The organism is Nostoc sp., assembly GCF_036917575.1.
GTDB lineage: Bacteria > Cyanobacteriota > Cyanobacteriia > Cyanobacteriales > Nostocaceae > Nostoc.
Map to the genome: position 1 here is coordinate 1 of NZ_JBALDC010000014.1, position 14,415 is coordinate 14,415.

The 14,415-nt window shown below is 43.8% G+C and carries 10 protein-coding genes; 8 read left to right on the forward strand and 2 right to left on the reverse strand.

The window, feature by feature from the left end; translation table 11 throughout:
- Positions 1 to 98 precede the first annotated feature (98 nt).
- Positions 99 to 2,306, reverse strand: a complete 2,208-nt coding sequence (locus tag V7K79_RS03080; RefSeq protein WP_335044601.1) for a hypothetical protein — start codon at positions 2,304 to 2,306, stop codon at positions 99 to 101.
- Between the two features lie 1,046 nt (positions 2,307 to 3,352).
- Here V7K79_RS03080 and V7K79_RS03085 point away from each other — a divergent pair.
- The 4 genes from V7K79_RS03085 to V7K79_RS03100 all read left to right on the forward strand — a co-directional run bounded on the left by V7K79_RS03085 (position 3,353) and on the right by V7K79_RS03100 (position 8,065).
- On the forward strand, positions 3,353 to 4,537 hold the full coding sequence (locus V7K79_RS03085) for a sensor histidine kinase (RefSeq protein WP_335044602.1): 1,185 nt from the start codon (positions 3,353 to 3,355) through the stop codon (positions 4,535 to 4,537).
- On the forward strand, positions 4,531 to 5,220 hold the full coding sequence (locus tag V7K79_RS03090; protein ID WP_335044604.1) for a response regulator transcription factor: 690 nt from the start codon (positions 4,531 to 4,533) through the stop codon (positions 5,218 to 5,220). The genes V7K79_RS03085 and V7K79_RS03090 overlap by 7 nt, the downstream gene beginning before the upstream one ends.
- A 152-nt stretch (positions 5,221 to 5,372) precedes the next feature.
- Positions 5,373 to 7,502, forward strand: a complete 2,130-nt coding sequence (locus V7K79_RS03095) for a substrate-binding domain-containing protein (protein WP_335044606.1) — start codon at positions 5,373 to 5,375, stop codon at positions 7,500 to 7,502.
- 14 nt (positions 7,503 to 7,516) lie between these two features.
- Positions 7,517 to 8,065 carry an FHA domain-containing protein gene (locus V7K79_RS03100; RefSeq protein ID WP_335044608.1) on the forward strand — a complete coding sequence of 183 codons (549 nt, stop codon included), beginning with the start codon at positions 7,517 to 7,519 and terminating at the stop codon, positions 8,063 to 8,065.
- 545 nt (positions 8,066 to 8,610) lie between these two features.
- On the opposite strand, the gene V7K79_RS03105 is transcribed toward V7K79_RS03100, so the two are convergent.
- Positions 8,611 to 8,739: a hypothetical protein gene (locus tag V7K79_RS03105; RefSeq protein WP_335044610.1), complete on the reverse strand. Its 129-nt coding sequence runs from the start codon at positions 8,737 to 8,739 to the stop codon at positions 8,611 to 8,613.
- Positions 8,740 to 9,099: 360 nt separating this feature from the next.
- On the opposite strand from V7K79_RS03105, the gene V7K79_RS03110 reads away from it, so the two are divergent.
- From V7K79_RS03110 to V7K79_RS03125, 4 genes are all read left to right on the forward strand, one after another.
- Positions 9,100 to 9,516 carry a GPW/gp25 family protein gene (locus V7K79_RS03110; protein ID WP_335044612.1) on the forward strand — a complete coding sequence of 139 codons (417 nt, stop codon included), beginning with the start codon at positions 9,100 to 9,102 and terminating at the stop codon, positions 9,514 to 9,516.
- A 2-nt stretch (positions 9,517 to 9,518) separates the two neighbouring features.
- Positions 9,519 to 11,729: a putative baseplate assembly protein gene (locus V7K79_RS03115; protein ID WP_335044613.1), complete on the forward strand. Its 2,211-nt coding sequence runs from the start codon at positions 9,519 to 9,521 to the stop codon at positions 11,727 to 11,729.
- A 3-nt stretch (positions 11,730 to 11,732) separates the two neighbouring features.
- Positions 11,733 to 12,860: a phage tail protein gene (locus V7K79_RS03120; RefSeq protein ID WP_335044615.1), complete on the forward strand. Its 1,128-nt coding sequence runs from the start codon at positions 11,733 to 11,735 to the stop codon at positions 12,858 to 12,860.
- A gap of 63 nt (positions 12,861 to 12,923) precedes the next feature.
- Complete coding sequence (locus V7K79_RS03125; RefSeq protein ID WP_335044618.1) at positions 12,924 to 14,123, forward strand: DUF4159 domain-containing protein; 1,200 nt, start codon at positions 12,924 to 12,926, stop codon at positions 14,121 to 14,123.
- Positions 14,124 to 14,415 lie beyond the last annotated feature (292 nt).

Here is a 14,415-nt window from a genome sequence, read left to right on the forward strand (position 1 = left end):
CCCAGTAATAGAAGCATACTCAGCCGCAAACACGGCACGATCAGATTTTGGGGATATTTATCAATCATCGCACTGGACTATTTTTTGTTAGTAACATTTTATTCATCTGGGTTAAAGCGATAGAGACGAACTTGTGCATCATCAGAGCCACTAGCAATCCAAACCCCCTGTTCTTTAGCAATCAAGTCTAAGGAAGTAATCCTGCTAGGTAGGGTTGCAATCCGCTTCGGTTTTTGAGTCAGATCGGGAGTGACTTTTGCAGTCAGACGCCAAGCTAGAATCTGACCATCATCGCCTGCACTTACAAGCCATCGTCGATCTGGAGTAAATACAATGTTGCGAACCGATGTTTTTGAAACCTGCCACCTCGCCCGTTGTTCGCAGCTTTGCTGAGGCAGCTGCTCTTTAGGCGATCCCTTTAACGTTGCTTTCTGACATTGACTTAAGTCCCAAAGAGTAACGTAACCATCAGAATCAGAGGCTGCAAGGATGGAAGTATTGGGTGCAAAGTTGAGATCCCAGAAAAAGTCGTTTTCTCCGCGATTTTGAGCATTTTCTGAGAGTTTTAGCTGCCAAGGTTGCGAGTTGGCGACATCCCACAAGACAAGCCGCTTAAACTGTCCGGCACTCACAAGGATCTTTTCATCTGGACTGAGTGCTAAAGACCAGGCTTGATATGCGAAGCGATCGGGCACTTTCAAAACCTTAGCAGGCTTTGAGTCAAAACGGACATCCCTCGGTCTTTGCCAACTCCGAATGGTTCCGCTCCCATAGCTGGTGTATAGCGTTAGAGAGTTGCGAGTAAACATTAAGTCCAGAATGCGATCGCTTGTTTGGTCGTTGGGGTCTTTAAGCGTATAAAGTCCTTTCCCAGTGTTGATATCCCAGACCTGAACGGTTCCATTCTCTAGACCTGCAAAGACCTGATTATTTTTTACCGGAATCAATGCTAGCGATCGGATTGCTTGCTGAGTAATCGCCAGAAGTCCAATGGATGAGTTAGGTTGAGTATCCGTGCAGGTTTTGGCTAACGTCTCCTTACTCAAGGTACCCTGCGGGGTTAGCGTTCCCCAATCTGTTACGCCCCAAGTCCGAACTGAACAATCGTCTGAGGCACTCATTACCAGTGGCGATCTGCCACTCGTGCCACTGAGTCGCACGGCATTAACACCAGCTAGATGAGTAATTGGCTTTGGTATAAATATAGCGGCTGCGATCATTGAGAGCAATGCCAGTAATAACCATAAGGGTATAATTGGGAAAACCTTTAAGAACAAAATTTCGGTTGCTGGATCGGTACTCCCTAATCTTGGGTCTGATAGCCAAGGCTTGAGTTCAAACTTTAGTTTTCGCGACCAGCCGATCCAAGGACGACGGGGAGAAATAGTTAGTTTTGTAGAAGTTATTTCCCCCAATGGCAGAATCGGTTTTTCTGGACTAACCTGAATTTGGCATCCTTTCGCGTCTTGGCCTCGTACTTCCAGATCGAGCGTTTGCAAAAGATTACTATTGTTCTTAAACATCAATTGGAAGGTACTGCTACGCGATCGCCAATTCGGGAGCCAGGGTCTTTTAGCCGGGATACGCTGCTGCTGAGGCTGGACTTCAAACTCCATGAACCCAACGGGCAGAACTTCTAAAATTCCTTGTGCTTCAACGGGAGAACCCAGATGACTTTTGGCAATTATCATAAAGGGATAATCGCTACTGGCAACTCGATCTGCTCTCGGGGGCTGACATTGAAAAGTTGCTGTAATCTCTTCATTTGCGGGAATTTCTATATACCGTTCCCAGCTACCAACTAGCCAAGACGACTCAAGTTCTGTACACTGCAAGCACACCTGGTAAGGCTGCGACCCGACATTCTTGACAGTCACGGGAATATCCACGACGTTACGCGGATAAACTTGAAACCGCTTGGTAGGTAGTCCGATCCGCAGTAGGTTTAATTCACCGCTAGATTCCAACGTTAACCGCAGAACTAATCGTCGTTCTTCAGAGAGTTGGGGCGAAAAAACCCGCACCGTTAGATTGATGATTCCCACGAAATCAGGGATGGGAGAATCTAAAATCTTAACTTGAAAATCAGTGCGATCGCCTGGTGATTTCGCCGCAGATACATCTGGAGAAAGATGATACCAGTTACTCTGCTCGCCTGCTCCCGCCGCTTTAATTTCAAGTTGAAACGACGCAAACTGATTGCTGCGGTTGATTACCGAAACACCAAAAGAAACCAATGGCCCACCGGGGCGAAAGGCTATATTTTGTGTAGTCAGGCTAGCATCGATAATTGAGCTGGCAAGCATAGTCAAGAGAAATATTTGGGTTGTTTTAATATTGAATAACAACTTTGATTGGAATAGATCCGACTTCTGTCTAATTCACTCTAGGTCGTTTTGTCATTTTTTAGGCTAAACACTAATAATCATCTCAAAGGCTGCATATTCTGATTTCAGCGATCCCAATGAGTGATACAGAAGTCGTAAGTTCGGCTTTGGCTTTAAGTTGTTAGTTATGCTTGCTCACAAACATTGCTAATAATATCAATTTTAAAAAGAATGCGACAGATATATACGGACATACCTTTGTGATGTCTGGCTTTCTTAATGCATGAATTTTAAATTGTATAACTATCTCTTGTCAAAATATTATGAGCAATATTCATCTGGATAAGTTTTTTTCATTTCCTGATTTTAAACAGACTGTTTAGTAAAAATCTCTGCTCATACTTTTGTTATAAGTTTGTCATAAATGCGTCAACTTAATATGAAATCATTAAGGGTTATGTTTTATTGCTTATGTGAGTTGGGTTATCGCCTTGCCTGGTTGACAGGCTTGCTTTTTCAGCATTCTATCACCTACAAGTATGTACCTGCACCTGTGGTGACTACAATTCTCTGCTATGAAAAGCCAAGCTTTGGAATTTCCCCCCACCATGAATCTACCGTAGCTTCTTTGAGTGGGTACAAAATTTTTAACAGAATTACGAAATTGAGATGATATCGCTTGAAGTCATAATTATCAGTTAAATAAACTGACTGCATTCACTGGATTTCTTACTTTACCAACTCCAAGTAAGAAATCTTGAAAACGACCAAATAATTAAGGGAACAATGTGATTTTGTGAGATGGGTTTTAATTCTTAGTTACAAAGCTAGATTCTCAATAAAAAGCACTATTAAATAGGTGATTTATAACTCCTAATTTTTAGCACCTTACAAAATCGCACTGCTCCTTGTGGAAAGCTGCTCGTCAACAACAAGCTTTCCTAGCTTACCATCTGATTCACTCTTTGCGACACAACCTTTTTTGCAACAGAACCAGAAGTAGAGCATATAATTTGGAGGAAAGTATGGATAGTCTCACAGATAAGCCAGCCATAAGTCTCAAACTCTTAAAAAATCTGAGTCCTCAGTCAGAAAAGGGGACTCCTCAATATTACACTCGAAAACTAAAGCATTTCTTGCAACTACAGATTGATCAATTGGCAGCTCAATCGCAGATTCAATGGGTGAGAGTAGTTTATCAAGATCCGCAGATGTCCGATCACCAACAGGTTCTTGAAGCCTCTCAAATGCCTTTTTCTTTTGCGAAAGAGACTCTAGCTTACTTACAGACCGAAGGTTGGTTAGCTAATGTTTCATCCGCTTTAGTACTAAAACCGATTGATTCAGAAATAATAGAAAAAGGCTTTTATTATTGTCATTTCGGTGAATTAAATCAGCCTAATCAATACTTATTATTATTTGCCAATGGGCCTTTGTCTCATACTCATCGGCAATTCATCAAGCGAACGGCTGCCAGTATCGGTGAATATTTAGACGAACATCAACAAAACTGGCAACACCGTCAGAAGATTCAAATTTTAGAACATCTTGTTCAACGAGTGGGGCATCAGTTACGTCATCCTTTGGGTTTAATTAGTCTTTATGCTCACAACCTTAGTCATCTTTTGCCTAGTAGTAAGGAGCAAGAACAAGCTTCAGTCATTTGCAAGACTGCTCACGGTTTAAATCAAACTCTTACTGAGATCGTGCAGTGTGCAAGTAGTAAAAAGTTGCAGATTGTACCGCAAGATATCTGTAGTCTCGTCCATAAAACACTAGAAGAATTTCAAGGCTGGATTTTGGAGAAAAATCTTCAGGTGTGTTGCGGCGATCGCCCACTTATTTTGAAACTCGATCCACTTCAAATCAAACAGGCTATCAGTAATTTATTGAGTAACGCCATCCATTTTAGTCCCCAAGGGGCAAAAATTTTCATTGATTGGCAAGAGCAGCAGGGCGAGGTTTTGTTGACCTTGAGAGATGAAGGCCCAGGTCTTTCCTCAGAAGATTTACAGAAGTTGTTTAAGCCTTTCTATACCCGCCGTTCGGAGGGAACAGGTTTAGGATTAGCCATTGCCCAAAAAGTTGTACTCGATCACGGAGGGAAACTATGGGCAAGAAATGCACCCAAAAAAGGTGCAGAATTTTCGATCAGCCTACCTCGATTAATTCCATCCATTGACTTATCAGAGGACAACGCTGCATGTTAACCCAAGTAGAACCAACCAAAACCCTATCGACCCTTTTAGTCGATGACGATTCTCAATTTCGGGCTGGAATCAGAACTTTCTTAAGCTTCTCCCAGATTCAGGATCGAACAATTAACGTGATTGGGGAAGCGAATCGTCCGGCTTTGGCTTTATCGCTTATCGAGCAGCATACTCCCGACCTGATTCTGATTGACATGGAATTAATTGAGGGAGATGGTCTTTCCCTATTACAGCAGCTGCAAAACAGCAATGCATCGAGTAGAACCCTTGTTCTATCGGGTCATCAAGAAGATTACTGGATCTATCAGGCTATGCAGTTGGGGGCGGATGGCTATGTATTTAAGGGTCAGGTTTCACAGCAGTTGCTAGATGCGATCGCCACTGTTATCCAAGACCAAATCTATTTACCACCTGAAGTTGCCACTGGCTTCTTTAGAAAATTCCAAAAAACTCAAGCCTCATTACCTTCACAAATTGGTCAGCCCTGCAACCTGTCTGACAGAGAACGCGATGTTCTATATTGGCTCGTTCAAGGAGCCTCAAACGATGAAGTTGGGAAACAACTCTACATTTCAGTGGCTACTGTTAAGACTCATATCACTAATATTTTTCTGAAGCTACAGGTAACAAGTCGGACACAAGCTATTGTGGCAGCCATCAAGATGAATTTGGTTCAGCCGTAATTAAGTTCGGTCATTTTGGTTTAGCTCTAAATACCGAGAAGATTCTAAGTTGTCGCGCCTATAAGTTGTTTCATAATCTGTTAGGTAAAACCTGCAAACCTCTCCTCTGCTCCTCTGCCGTCTGAATGTGCAAATTAAAAACACAACAGCTTATGCCTATTGTTGATTCTAATGTGCTAGCTAAATTCTATCGATGTACCCAAAATTCGCCTTTGGGCTGTCGAAAGCCGATAGAAACCACTGAGATGATACCGGGTGCCAAGTTTTGTATGGAATGCGGATTCCCTACTACATTGCCAGTCCAGACTGAACTCCGGGGCAGATTAAGCACCTATCGCATTTCTGAAATACTTAGGTCTCAAGGAATGGGACGGCTTTACAGAGGAACTCAGACCAGCAATGGTCAATCCGTTGTTGTGAAGGAGTATTTACTGCCTAAGCAATGTTTTAATGCTGTAGAAGCCCAACAGTGCAGAACAGCCTTAGATCAAGTGGTAAAGGGCAATTTGACCACCCCGAAGGGTCGGGAGTTTCGCTTGGTCAGTCCATCAGAGACCATTGCAGATCCATTTAGCGATCGCGTCTATCTTATTTTTTCAGGCGAAATCGCGACACTTCCCACCTTGAGGCAGGCTTTGAGAGAGACAGGAGCCTTTTCTGCATTACGAGTGCGACAAGTCCTAGAGCAAATGCTGCAATCGCTACATTTCCTCCATAGTCAGCCATCGATGGCCTCTGAAGCGATAGGTTTAGGAACTGCCCACGGGAACTTGGGGCTTGACAGCCTGCTAATAAGTGATAGCGGCTATGTCTATGCCTGCGATCTGGCATCCTGGGAGCAGCTTTTTGTCCCTGCCCCGCGCCAAGTGCTGTCACCAGAACAAGACTTAATCGATCTCGGATCGGTCGCGTTTGCTCTGTGGACGGCCCAAGCAATTCACTCTGGTTCTAACACACCCTTAAATCCGCGCGAGGCTCAACATTGGCCCCAGGACGATCCGCCCCTGAGAGATTTTCTGCTTCGTTTGCTAGGGTTAGAAACCCCATTCAACTCTGCGGCAGAGGCGCGTCAGGCTTTGATTAAACTGCCTAAACCTGAAACGGCTGCTGGTTTTCAGGGAAATCTTAGCCCAGAGTCTTCAGCAAAACCGAATCGAAAGTATTGGCTTTTGAGTTTACTGGCTTTGCCTCTATTGGGAGGGCTATTGTGGTTACTATTGCCTCGATTTATGTCAAATTCTTATGCAGAGATGAATAGCTTTAAGCATCTTTTGCCATCATTTGCAGATATTAATGGTATTCAGCCAGGACAGTATCCCTATACGGGAGAAGCGCTGGGAACTTGGACAATAGTCTTAGACAAAAAGCCCGTGAGCGATCGCAAAATTAGAGCATTGCTGACTCAGCCCAAGTTGGATATGGCAGCTATTTTTAACTACCGAACTTACGCCCCTCAACGGTCTCCCCTGAATGAAGTTTTGGAAGCTAACGCCAAGGCAAATTTTGCGATCGCCAGTTTATCAACCCAACTGCCCGAAGGGTTAATTCCAGAAACGATCGCCTACGATGGTCTTTTAGTCTATGTACCTGCCTATAAAAGTCAAAATCTACCAAGTGCATTGCGAGGCAAGATCAGTCTTGCCCAATTGCAGCAAATTTTTACAGGGCAACTTACCAACTGGAAACAACTAGGTTCAAATTTTCCTGACCTGCCGATCAAACCCTATCGACCGATGGAACCTGAAGCATTACGCCTGTTCCAACAAAAAGTTTTAGGCAACGATCCGAGTCTGATTGCCCAATTTAACAAGATTGAGCAACGTTCAACTTTTAATACCTTGCGCTCGATCGCAGTTGGAGAAAAGCAGGCGCAAAAAACTGAAGCTGGCTCAATTAGTTTCGGACTATTGACCCAAACCTGGGATCAATGCAAGATTTACCCCCTAGCTATTGCCCAAGAAAATCTAGACCCAGTACAGCCTTTGCTGAAAGAAACCACCAACGGTACAATGCAACCTATTTCTCCATCAGACAATCTCTGTCTAGAGAAAAAGCCTTTACTTAATATATCAGCTTTTCATACAGCAACTTATCCACTCAGCGCGCCGTTAATTATTGCCTATCCTAGAGATAATAATTTGCCTGGGAATGTATCAGGACCACTCTTCGCTAATTTTCTCAAAACTCAAGATGGGCAGTATCTCCTTCAGCAAGCGGGTCTTGTGCCGCTGCAAACTCCACCTAAAAACTACACATTATCGTCAGCTATTCTGAATCGTTAGGGAGCGCGATTACTATGGCAATCCAAACTCATCGTTGTCCAGAGCCAAGCTGCTCTTTCTTTAATCAGGTACTGCCACATAACGCGAATATCTGCCCAATGTGCGGTACTTCCTTAGCACAGGCAGTACAACCACCCCCTACTATGGTAGGCTCGGCAGCCCGCTATGCTCAAACCTCGGCTCCTTCGTCCCAGTTCTCATCAACAATCAATAATCAAAAACGTCCTCAGTTGAAGTTGCTTCATCCCAGCGAACAAAGTTTTCTATTACTTAGGGAGTCTGGTATAATAGGTCGTCAAAATATTTCTAACGGGATGCGGCCTGAAATCGATTTAACAGGACTGCCCCATGCAGGTATCGTCTCTCGCACCCATGCTCATCTCTACTGGGATCTTGTTCGACAAGCTTACATGATTGTTGATGATAGCCTAAACGGTAGCTACCTCAATGATAAATTATTACCTCGTGGAGCACCCCATCCATTGAGTCATGGAGATAAATTACAGCTAGGTCAAGAGCGGTTGATTTGCTTGCAAGTTGAATTGAACCATACTTCAAATTAAATCGCGATGCATGAGATTCATCTTTTTTTGGTTATTAAGTGAATCTAGAACTAGAACATTAGTTTTTTAACTTTCTTTTTAGATAAAATAGAAACTGAGGCGTGTCTAAAAGTTTCAAAAATGAATATACTCGTCTATCCGTATTTCTATATCTAAATGAATAGCTGGAGAGCTTTTTTTGCTTGATAACATATAGGTAAAAGATCAGCCTTTTATCATTAAAATACTATTAGACAGCAAAAAACAGAGCGGCCGCTCTGTTTTTTACTACATTTTCGTAATCTAAAAAGCCGTTAGCAAAACCAGTGGTAAAACTAACAGTATTGATAGATTTAACTGTACTTTACGTCACAGAGTTTCACGTTTGGTTAGATAAACCTTGTCATTTTTCAAAAACTTATAAACCCATATCGAAGCTATTTAGTATTTCATCCATCGCTATAATGAGTTGCTACGGATTTAGAGCTATCTATCCTTACCTATTTAGGACTAATAGACAGTTTGAATTGTTCTAATTTTCTTTTAAAGAAGTGACATGATCTCAATTAATATTTAGTGTTTTGATTTTGGCGATCGGTTGTTGTTTGCTGGTTGGTTGTTACACTTTGATTAAATGGTTTCTCAATTGTTTCTCTGATTTTGGATTCAGCAATATCGGTTATCTTGTATCTCATTTGATCGGATAGCCTATCAATAAAATCGCCAAAAATTATCCTAAAAAAGTATCTAATAGATTCCATGATTCTCACTTCATAGTTGAAACGATATTAGAAAGTGGCTTCAATTAAATTCATACTAGTTCAGCAAACTCCGAAATGTCAGTAGACTTATGTCTCTAAGCAGGATTATTCCATTTAAATTAAAGCCATTAAGAATCTGTACAATAACTATATGCTGAACTAACATATTTTAGTTTTAGGGTACATTTATAATATACTTTCAACCTTTTTATAAGCATATAGACCTTCGGTTGATAGATTTTTTTTGATCGCCAGATACTCTAAGTCTTATAACCGAAGCTTAAGGTCGATGAAATGGCAAACCTCATAAATGAGTCGTCATATAAATATTTAGGTACAGGCTTGTCTTTCCCATTGCAAAGCAATGTACAGGGAGGATTCAAGCTCAGTGCTGAAGCTCAGAAAGTCAAAGAATCAATTTGGTTAATTTTGCGTACTGATTTAGGCGAACGTGTTTACCGTCCTGATTTTGGCTGTCGCTTATCAGAACTAGCTTTTGCCCCCATAAATCACGATACTTTACTAAAAATTAAAATTTACGTACTGGAAGCATTACGAAAATGGGAGCCTCGAATTGACGTTGATGAAGTTCGCGCAGATCCCGACACGATCGCTGGGCGCGTCAATATTGTCATTGACTATCGCCTCAAATCTCATCCTGACCTTTACAGTTTTGTCTACCCGTTCTATTTAGCTTCAGAGGAGGAATAATCGTGGATTTTGACTTTTTACCTCAACTTCCTAGTTCTCATCTGGACGAGCGCAACTTTGACGATTTAGTAGAAGAATGCTTACAGCGTATTCCCCGCTATTGTCCAGAGTGGACCGATCACAATATCAGCGATCCTGGCATTACCCTAGTCGAGCTATTTGCTTGGCTCACCGACCAGATGCTGATGCAATTCAATCAGATTCCCCGTCAAAACTATGTAGCCTTTCTAGAACTTTTAGGAATTCGCCTACAGCCACCGACCCCAGCTCAAGTTAGGCTGACTTTTTACCTCAGCACTCATTTACTGGAAAACTACACTATCCCACAGGGAACAGAAGTTGCAACAGAGCGCACTGAAACCCAAGAAGCCATTGTTTTTACTACCAATCAAGACCTGGTGCTCGGTCAACCAACCTTAAAACATATATTGTGCGCACTAGATACAGCTAATACTCCTCAATCGCTCCAAGATCGTACCGGGCAATGGCATCCTCAACATGACGGTCTGGCAGTGACTCACGAATTTGAACTATTTCCGCAAAAGCCGCAGTCTGGTAATAGTTTTTATCTGATAATAGAGCCTGATACCCCTTTGGAAGGAAGTGTTTTGGAAATCGCCTTCACAGGAGCGCAAGGTACGCCTACAGGCATCGATCCAAAGCATCCTCCCCGCAGTTGGGAAGCCTGGGACGGCGAATTATGGATAAAGGTACTCTTGCAGGAAGCAGACGACACCACCAATGGCTTTAGCTTTAATGAGAATACGGGAGATGACGATAGTTTTGAGCAAAATGGTGATGTGATTCTACATCTGCCCGAACGCTGGCCTGTATCCAGTTTTGATGGCTATCGAGGTCGTTGGATTCGCTGTACCCTCACCGAATCTAGCGATCGCCAGCCAGGATATGCCAATTCTCCTCGAATTAAAACAATTGCGATACGTACCATTGGTGGATCAGTGCAAGCTAGTCAGTGCGTTCTGGTACAAGAGGAAATATTAGGTATCAGCGACGGGCAACCGGGGCAGAGCTTTGAGGTTGAGACTGCGCCCATTCTGGAGCGCCAGAAAGAAGAGGAACTGCTTGTTTTTCCGGTGGGGAGACTCCCCGAAATCTGGCAAGAAGTTGAAGACTTTGCTGACTCAAAACCCCAAGATCGGCATTATGTTGTTGATGCATTGACAGGCACTATTCAGTTTGGGCCGTTGATTCGCGAACCTCAAACGCTTAAGAAGCAAACGCAAACTCGTGCTTATCTACAGCAAGTGCTGCCAGCAAATCGATCGCTTGGTTATGACCTGCACGAGCAAATAATTGAGCAACAGTATGGGGCAATTCCTCCCCGTGGTGCTGAAATTATGTTTTCCTATCGTACCGGAGGTGGCAAACAAGGAAACGTACAGGCGAACACGCTGAGGTTTATGCAGACAGCAATTCCTTATGTAGATAGCGTGACCAATCATCATGCTGCCGTTAACGGTGCCGATGCCGAGTCTCTAGAACGAGCCGTCTTGAGAGCGCCGCAGATGCTGCGATCGCATGATCGAGCCGTTACTGCTTCAGATTTTGAAGCCTTAACTCTTAAAGGTAGTGGTGGTGCGATCGCCCGCGCATTTTGCTTACCGATGTCTGCCAGCCAAACTGCCGGGAGCGTCAGCGTGTGCGTCGTGCCTCAAGCCAATACCGACTTGATTGACTTAGGACGCGGGATTACTCCAGACAACTTCAATTTAAATTCGGCTCTGCGCGATCGAGTCTTGCACTATCTAGACGAAAGACGTTTGCTAGGTATTCAGGTGCAGCTACAGCAGCCTAACTACGTTGGCGTATCGGTTCAAGCCGAAGTCACCTTAGAGCCTGCCTATAAAAACCCAAGTGCCCAAGCCGAAATTATCCATAAACTCAAAGTCGCGCTTTATCGCTACCTCAATCCTTTAACTGGCGGTCCAGAGATGACGGGCTGGCCCTTTGGTCGCCCCCTTTATCCGTCAGACATAATGGCTCTCCTTCAGCAAACACCAGGGATTCAATACTTGGGTGCTATTTTACTGTTTCCTATTCAAAAAAATGGGGAATGTTGGCAGCGGCAAACTACGCCTGTAAACTACATAGATCCCGGCTCCTTGGGTTTACTTTGCTCCTGGGCAGATCCGCAGGCGCGCACAGGACATAGTGTAAATGTTCTGACAGACCAATCTGCAATGAGGATTTAGAATATGGTGCCAGTACTGACCTCCAAATCAGCCAGTCTTCAGATATCTCCCATGCAGACTTCTGTGACCACCTCCCAAGGAGGCAGTCGGATGCTTGGATCTGAAGCTGTAGAAGGTTTGCAACCGCAATCTGAAATCGTGGTTTATCCAGGAGAACTCTGTCGGGTTGCCCTTGAGATTAAAAACTGGGAGTCTCAACCTCAACACCTCACCTTAAAGCTAAATGGGACGTTCCCTCTGGAATGGTGTCAGGTGCAGACTGATGCTGAGACCGCGCCTCAATTTGGGATAGCCCCAGAGCAGAACTCAGTGGCACAAAAGTCAGGCACTGCAATAAGGGCTGCAATCCACCTTATAACCCTAGAAGTGGCTGCCAAAAAAAGCAGACATGCTGACTTATGGTTTCTGGTTCCTGACGATTTTTTTGAGGGGCAAGATGCCCTTCAGGGAAGTAAGGAAAAGCAACTCGACTTTCGAGGTTGTCTGTCGATTTATGCTAGCCAAAGCCTGAATCAAGGGTCAAGTCCACATCCGATTCAAGAATCCAATTTTGAGCTAAATGTTCGACCACGAAGCAGCTATACTGCTTTTTTGCCGATAGTTTATCAAGAAGTTGACTATATTCATCGCTTCATCAAAATTTTTGAGCAAGCGTTCGACCCAGTGGTGAATAGCTTCAGTTCAATGTGGGCGCATGTAGACCCGTTGACTGCACCTCAGGCGCTCCTGCCGTTTCTAGCTCACTGGGTGGACTGGCCAATTGATGCACAGCTAGATTTAACCCATCAAAGGCGGCTAATTCGACGCGCCGTAGAAATTTATCGCTGTCGCGGAACCCGTAAGGGACTTAGATTTTATCTACATTTATATACGGGTTTACCCCTTGATGAACAAATTGATCAAGAAGAAGATAAATCAATCAGCATCACCGAACCGTTTGGTCAAGGATGCTTATTTGGATTGGCTTATGTAGGCGAAGATGCGATTATCGGTGGTGGCAAGCCTTATCACTTTGATGTGCGCTTGCGTGCCCAGCCGAACAGTCCAATCGACGAGCAGCTCGTCCGGCGAATAATCGAGCAAGAGAAACCTGCATTCTGCTCCTACAGCCTGCGGATAGAAACAGAATAGATAAAAGAGTATTCACCCAAAACTTATTTAACTGAATTAGTATATCGAATTGGAGATATCCTCATGACCCATCCTTTTCCAAACCCTACTATAGCTCCTATGCAGCGCCAACAAGTTAGAGATGGATTACTCTTAACTGCCGAGCGTTGGCAACGCGCCCATGACTATCAGCGCAAACGCCAAAATCTTCACTATCAATCAATTAATCAGCCAGGAATTGTTTGCGGGTTAGGAGTAAGGGTAATTTCAGCTCCACAAGAAGTTGCCGCTCAATATCGAGACAATCGCTGGGTACAAATTCAGCCGGGAATTGCCATCGATCTAGAAGGGAATCCGATTGTCGTGCCTCATCAAATCAATTTTCGGATCGCAACCGAGTTAAAGGAGTCGGAACCTGTCACTATTTATTTGGTTGCTCAGTATCGAGATCCCGATCAGTTGGGGATAAGTCCCGATCGGGAAGTCGTACAAGAAACATTCAGAATTGATGAGAGAAGCCGTTCGCCTGAGCGTTCAGATGTAGAACTTTGTCGTGTCTTGCTGCGATCATCACAGCAGGAATTGCTCCGCACACCGGCCGATGTCTTTTTTCCGGGATATGGCGATTTAGACTTGCGTTATCGCCGTCAAGCACAAGCAAGACCTCAAGGTTTAGTTCAAATTGCCCAAATCAACTCTGATGATGAAGACTGTAGCCGAAATTTTTTCAATCTTACCTACTTACTGCGCGCTGTTGAAGATATCTATCCATCCTTAAAAGGTGCAGAAACCGTTGATCGAGTCACTTGGGATGGAAATCTGCATCCCTACGAGCTGCTATATCTGACTGGGCATCAGAGTTTATCGCTAAACAACCATCAATTCTCAAACCTTTTAAGCTACCTGAAGTCGGGAGGCACTTTGCTGGTCGATGCCCCCGCCCAGAGTACAGAACTGATTCAATCAGTCCAGGCACTGGCTCAACATTTGCAGACACCACTAAAATCTTTACAAGAAGCCCGTCGCGACCATCCCTTGCGGATAAAGCCGTTTCTATTTTCTGCGTTGCCAATAATGAACCAAACCAGAATTCAACTCTTGTCTGGCGGGGGAATTATTCTAGCGATTGGAAATCTGGGCGGATTATGGGGTTTAGACGAAGAATTGCAGCGATCGCGAACTGAGATCAGAACCGCTCAAGAGTTAGGTATAAATATCCTACATTTTGCCTGGAAACGCAAACAGACGCTCGATTTACAGTCTGAAGTGGGCGCTGTTGCATAAATAAACTCAGTAAGATTAAGGGTTTCAAGTGAACAAGTATGCAACAATAATCCTGACTAAAGCCTTGCTCTCAGAGTAGGGCTTCTGTCATTCAATGTCTTTAACTAAGTTCAAAAATGACTATTTTCGACGCAATAATCTCACGATCACAATAATAATTTAGAGCGAGAAAGATTTATACTTCCTCGCTGATGTTTCGTAAGGATTCAGGTGGCAGAGTATTGACAAAGGGGACACTTGAGGGGGAATATCGCAAATATGAACCAAAACCTGCCTCAAGAATTAGAGCCAG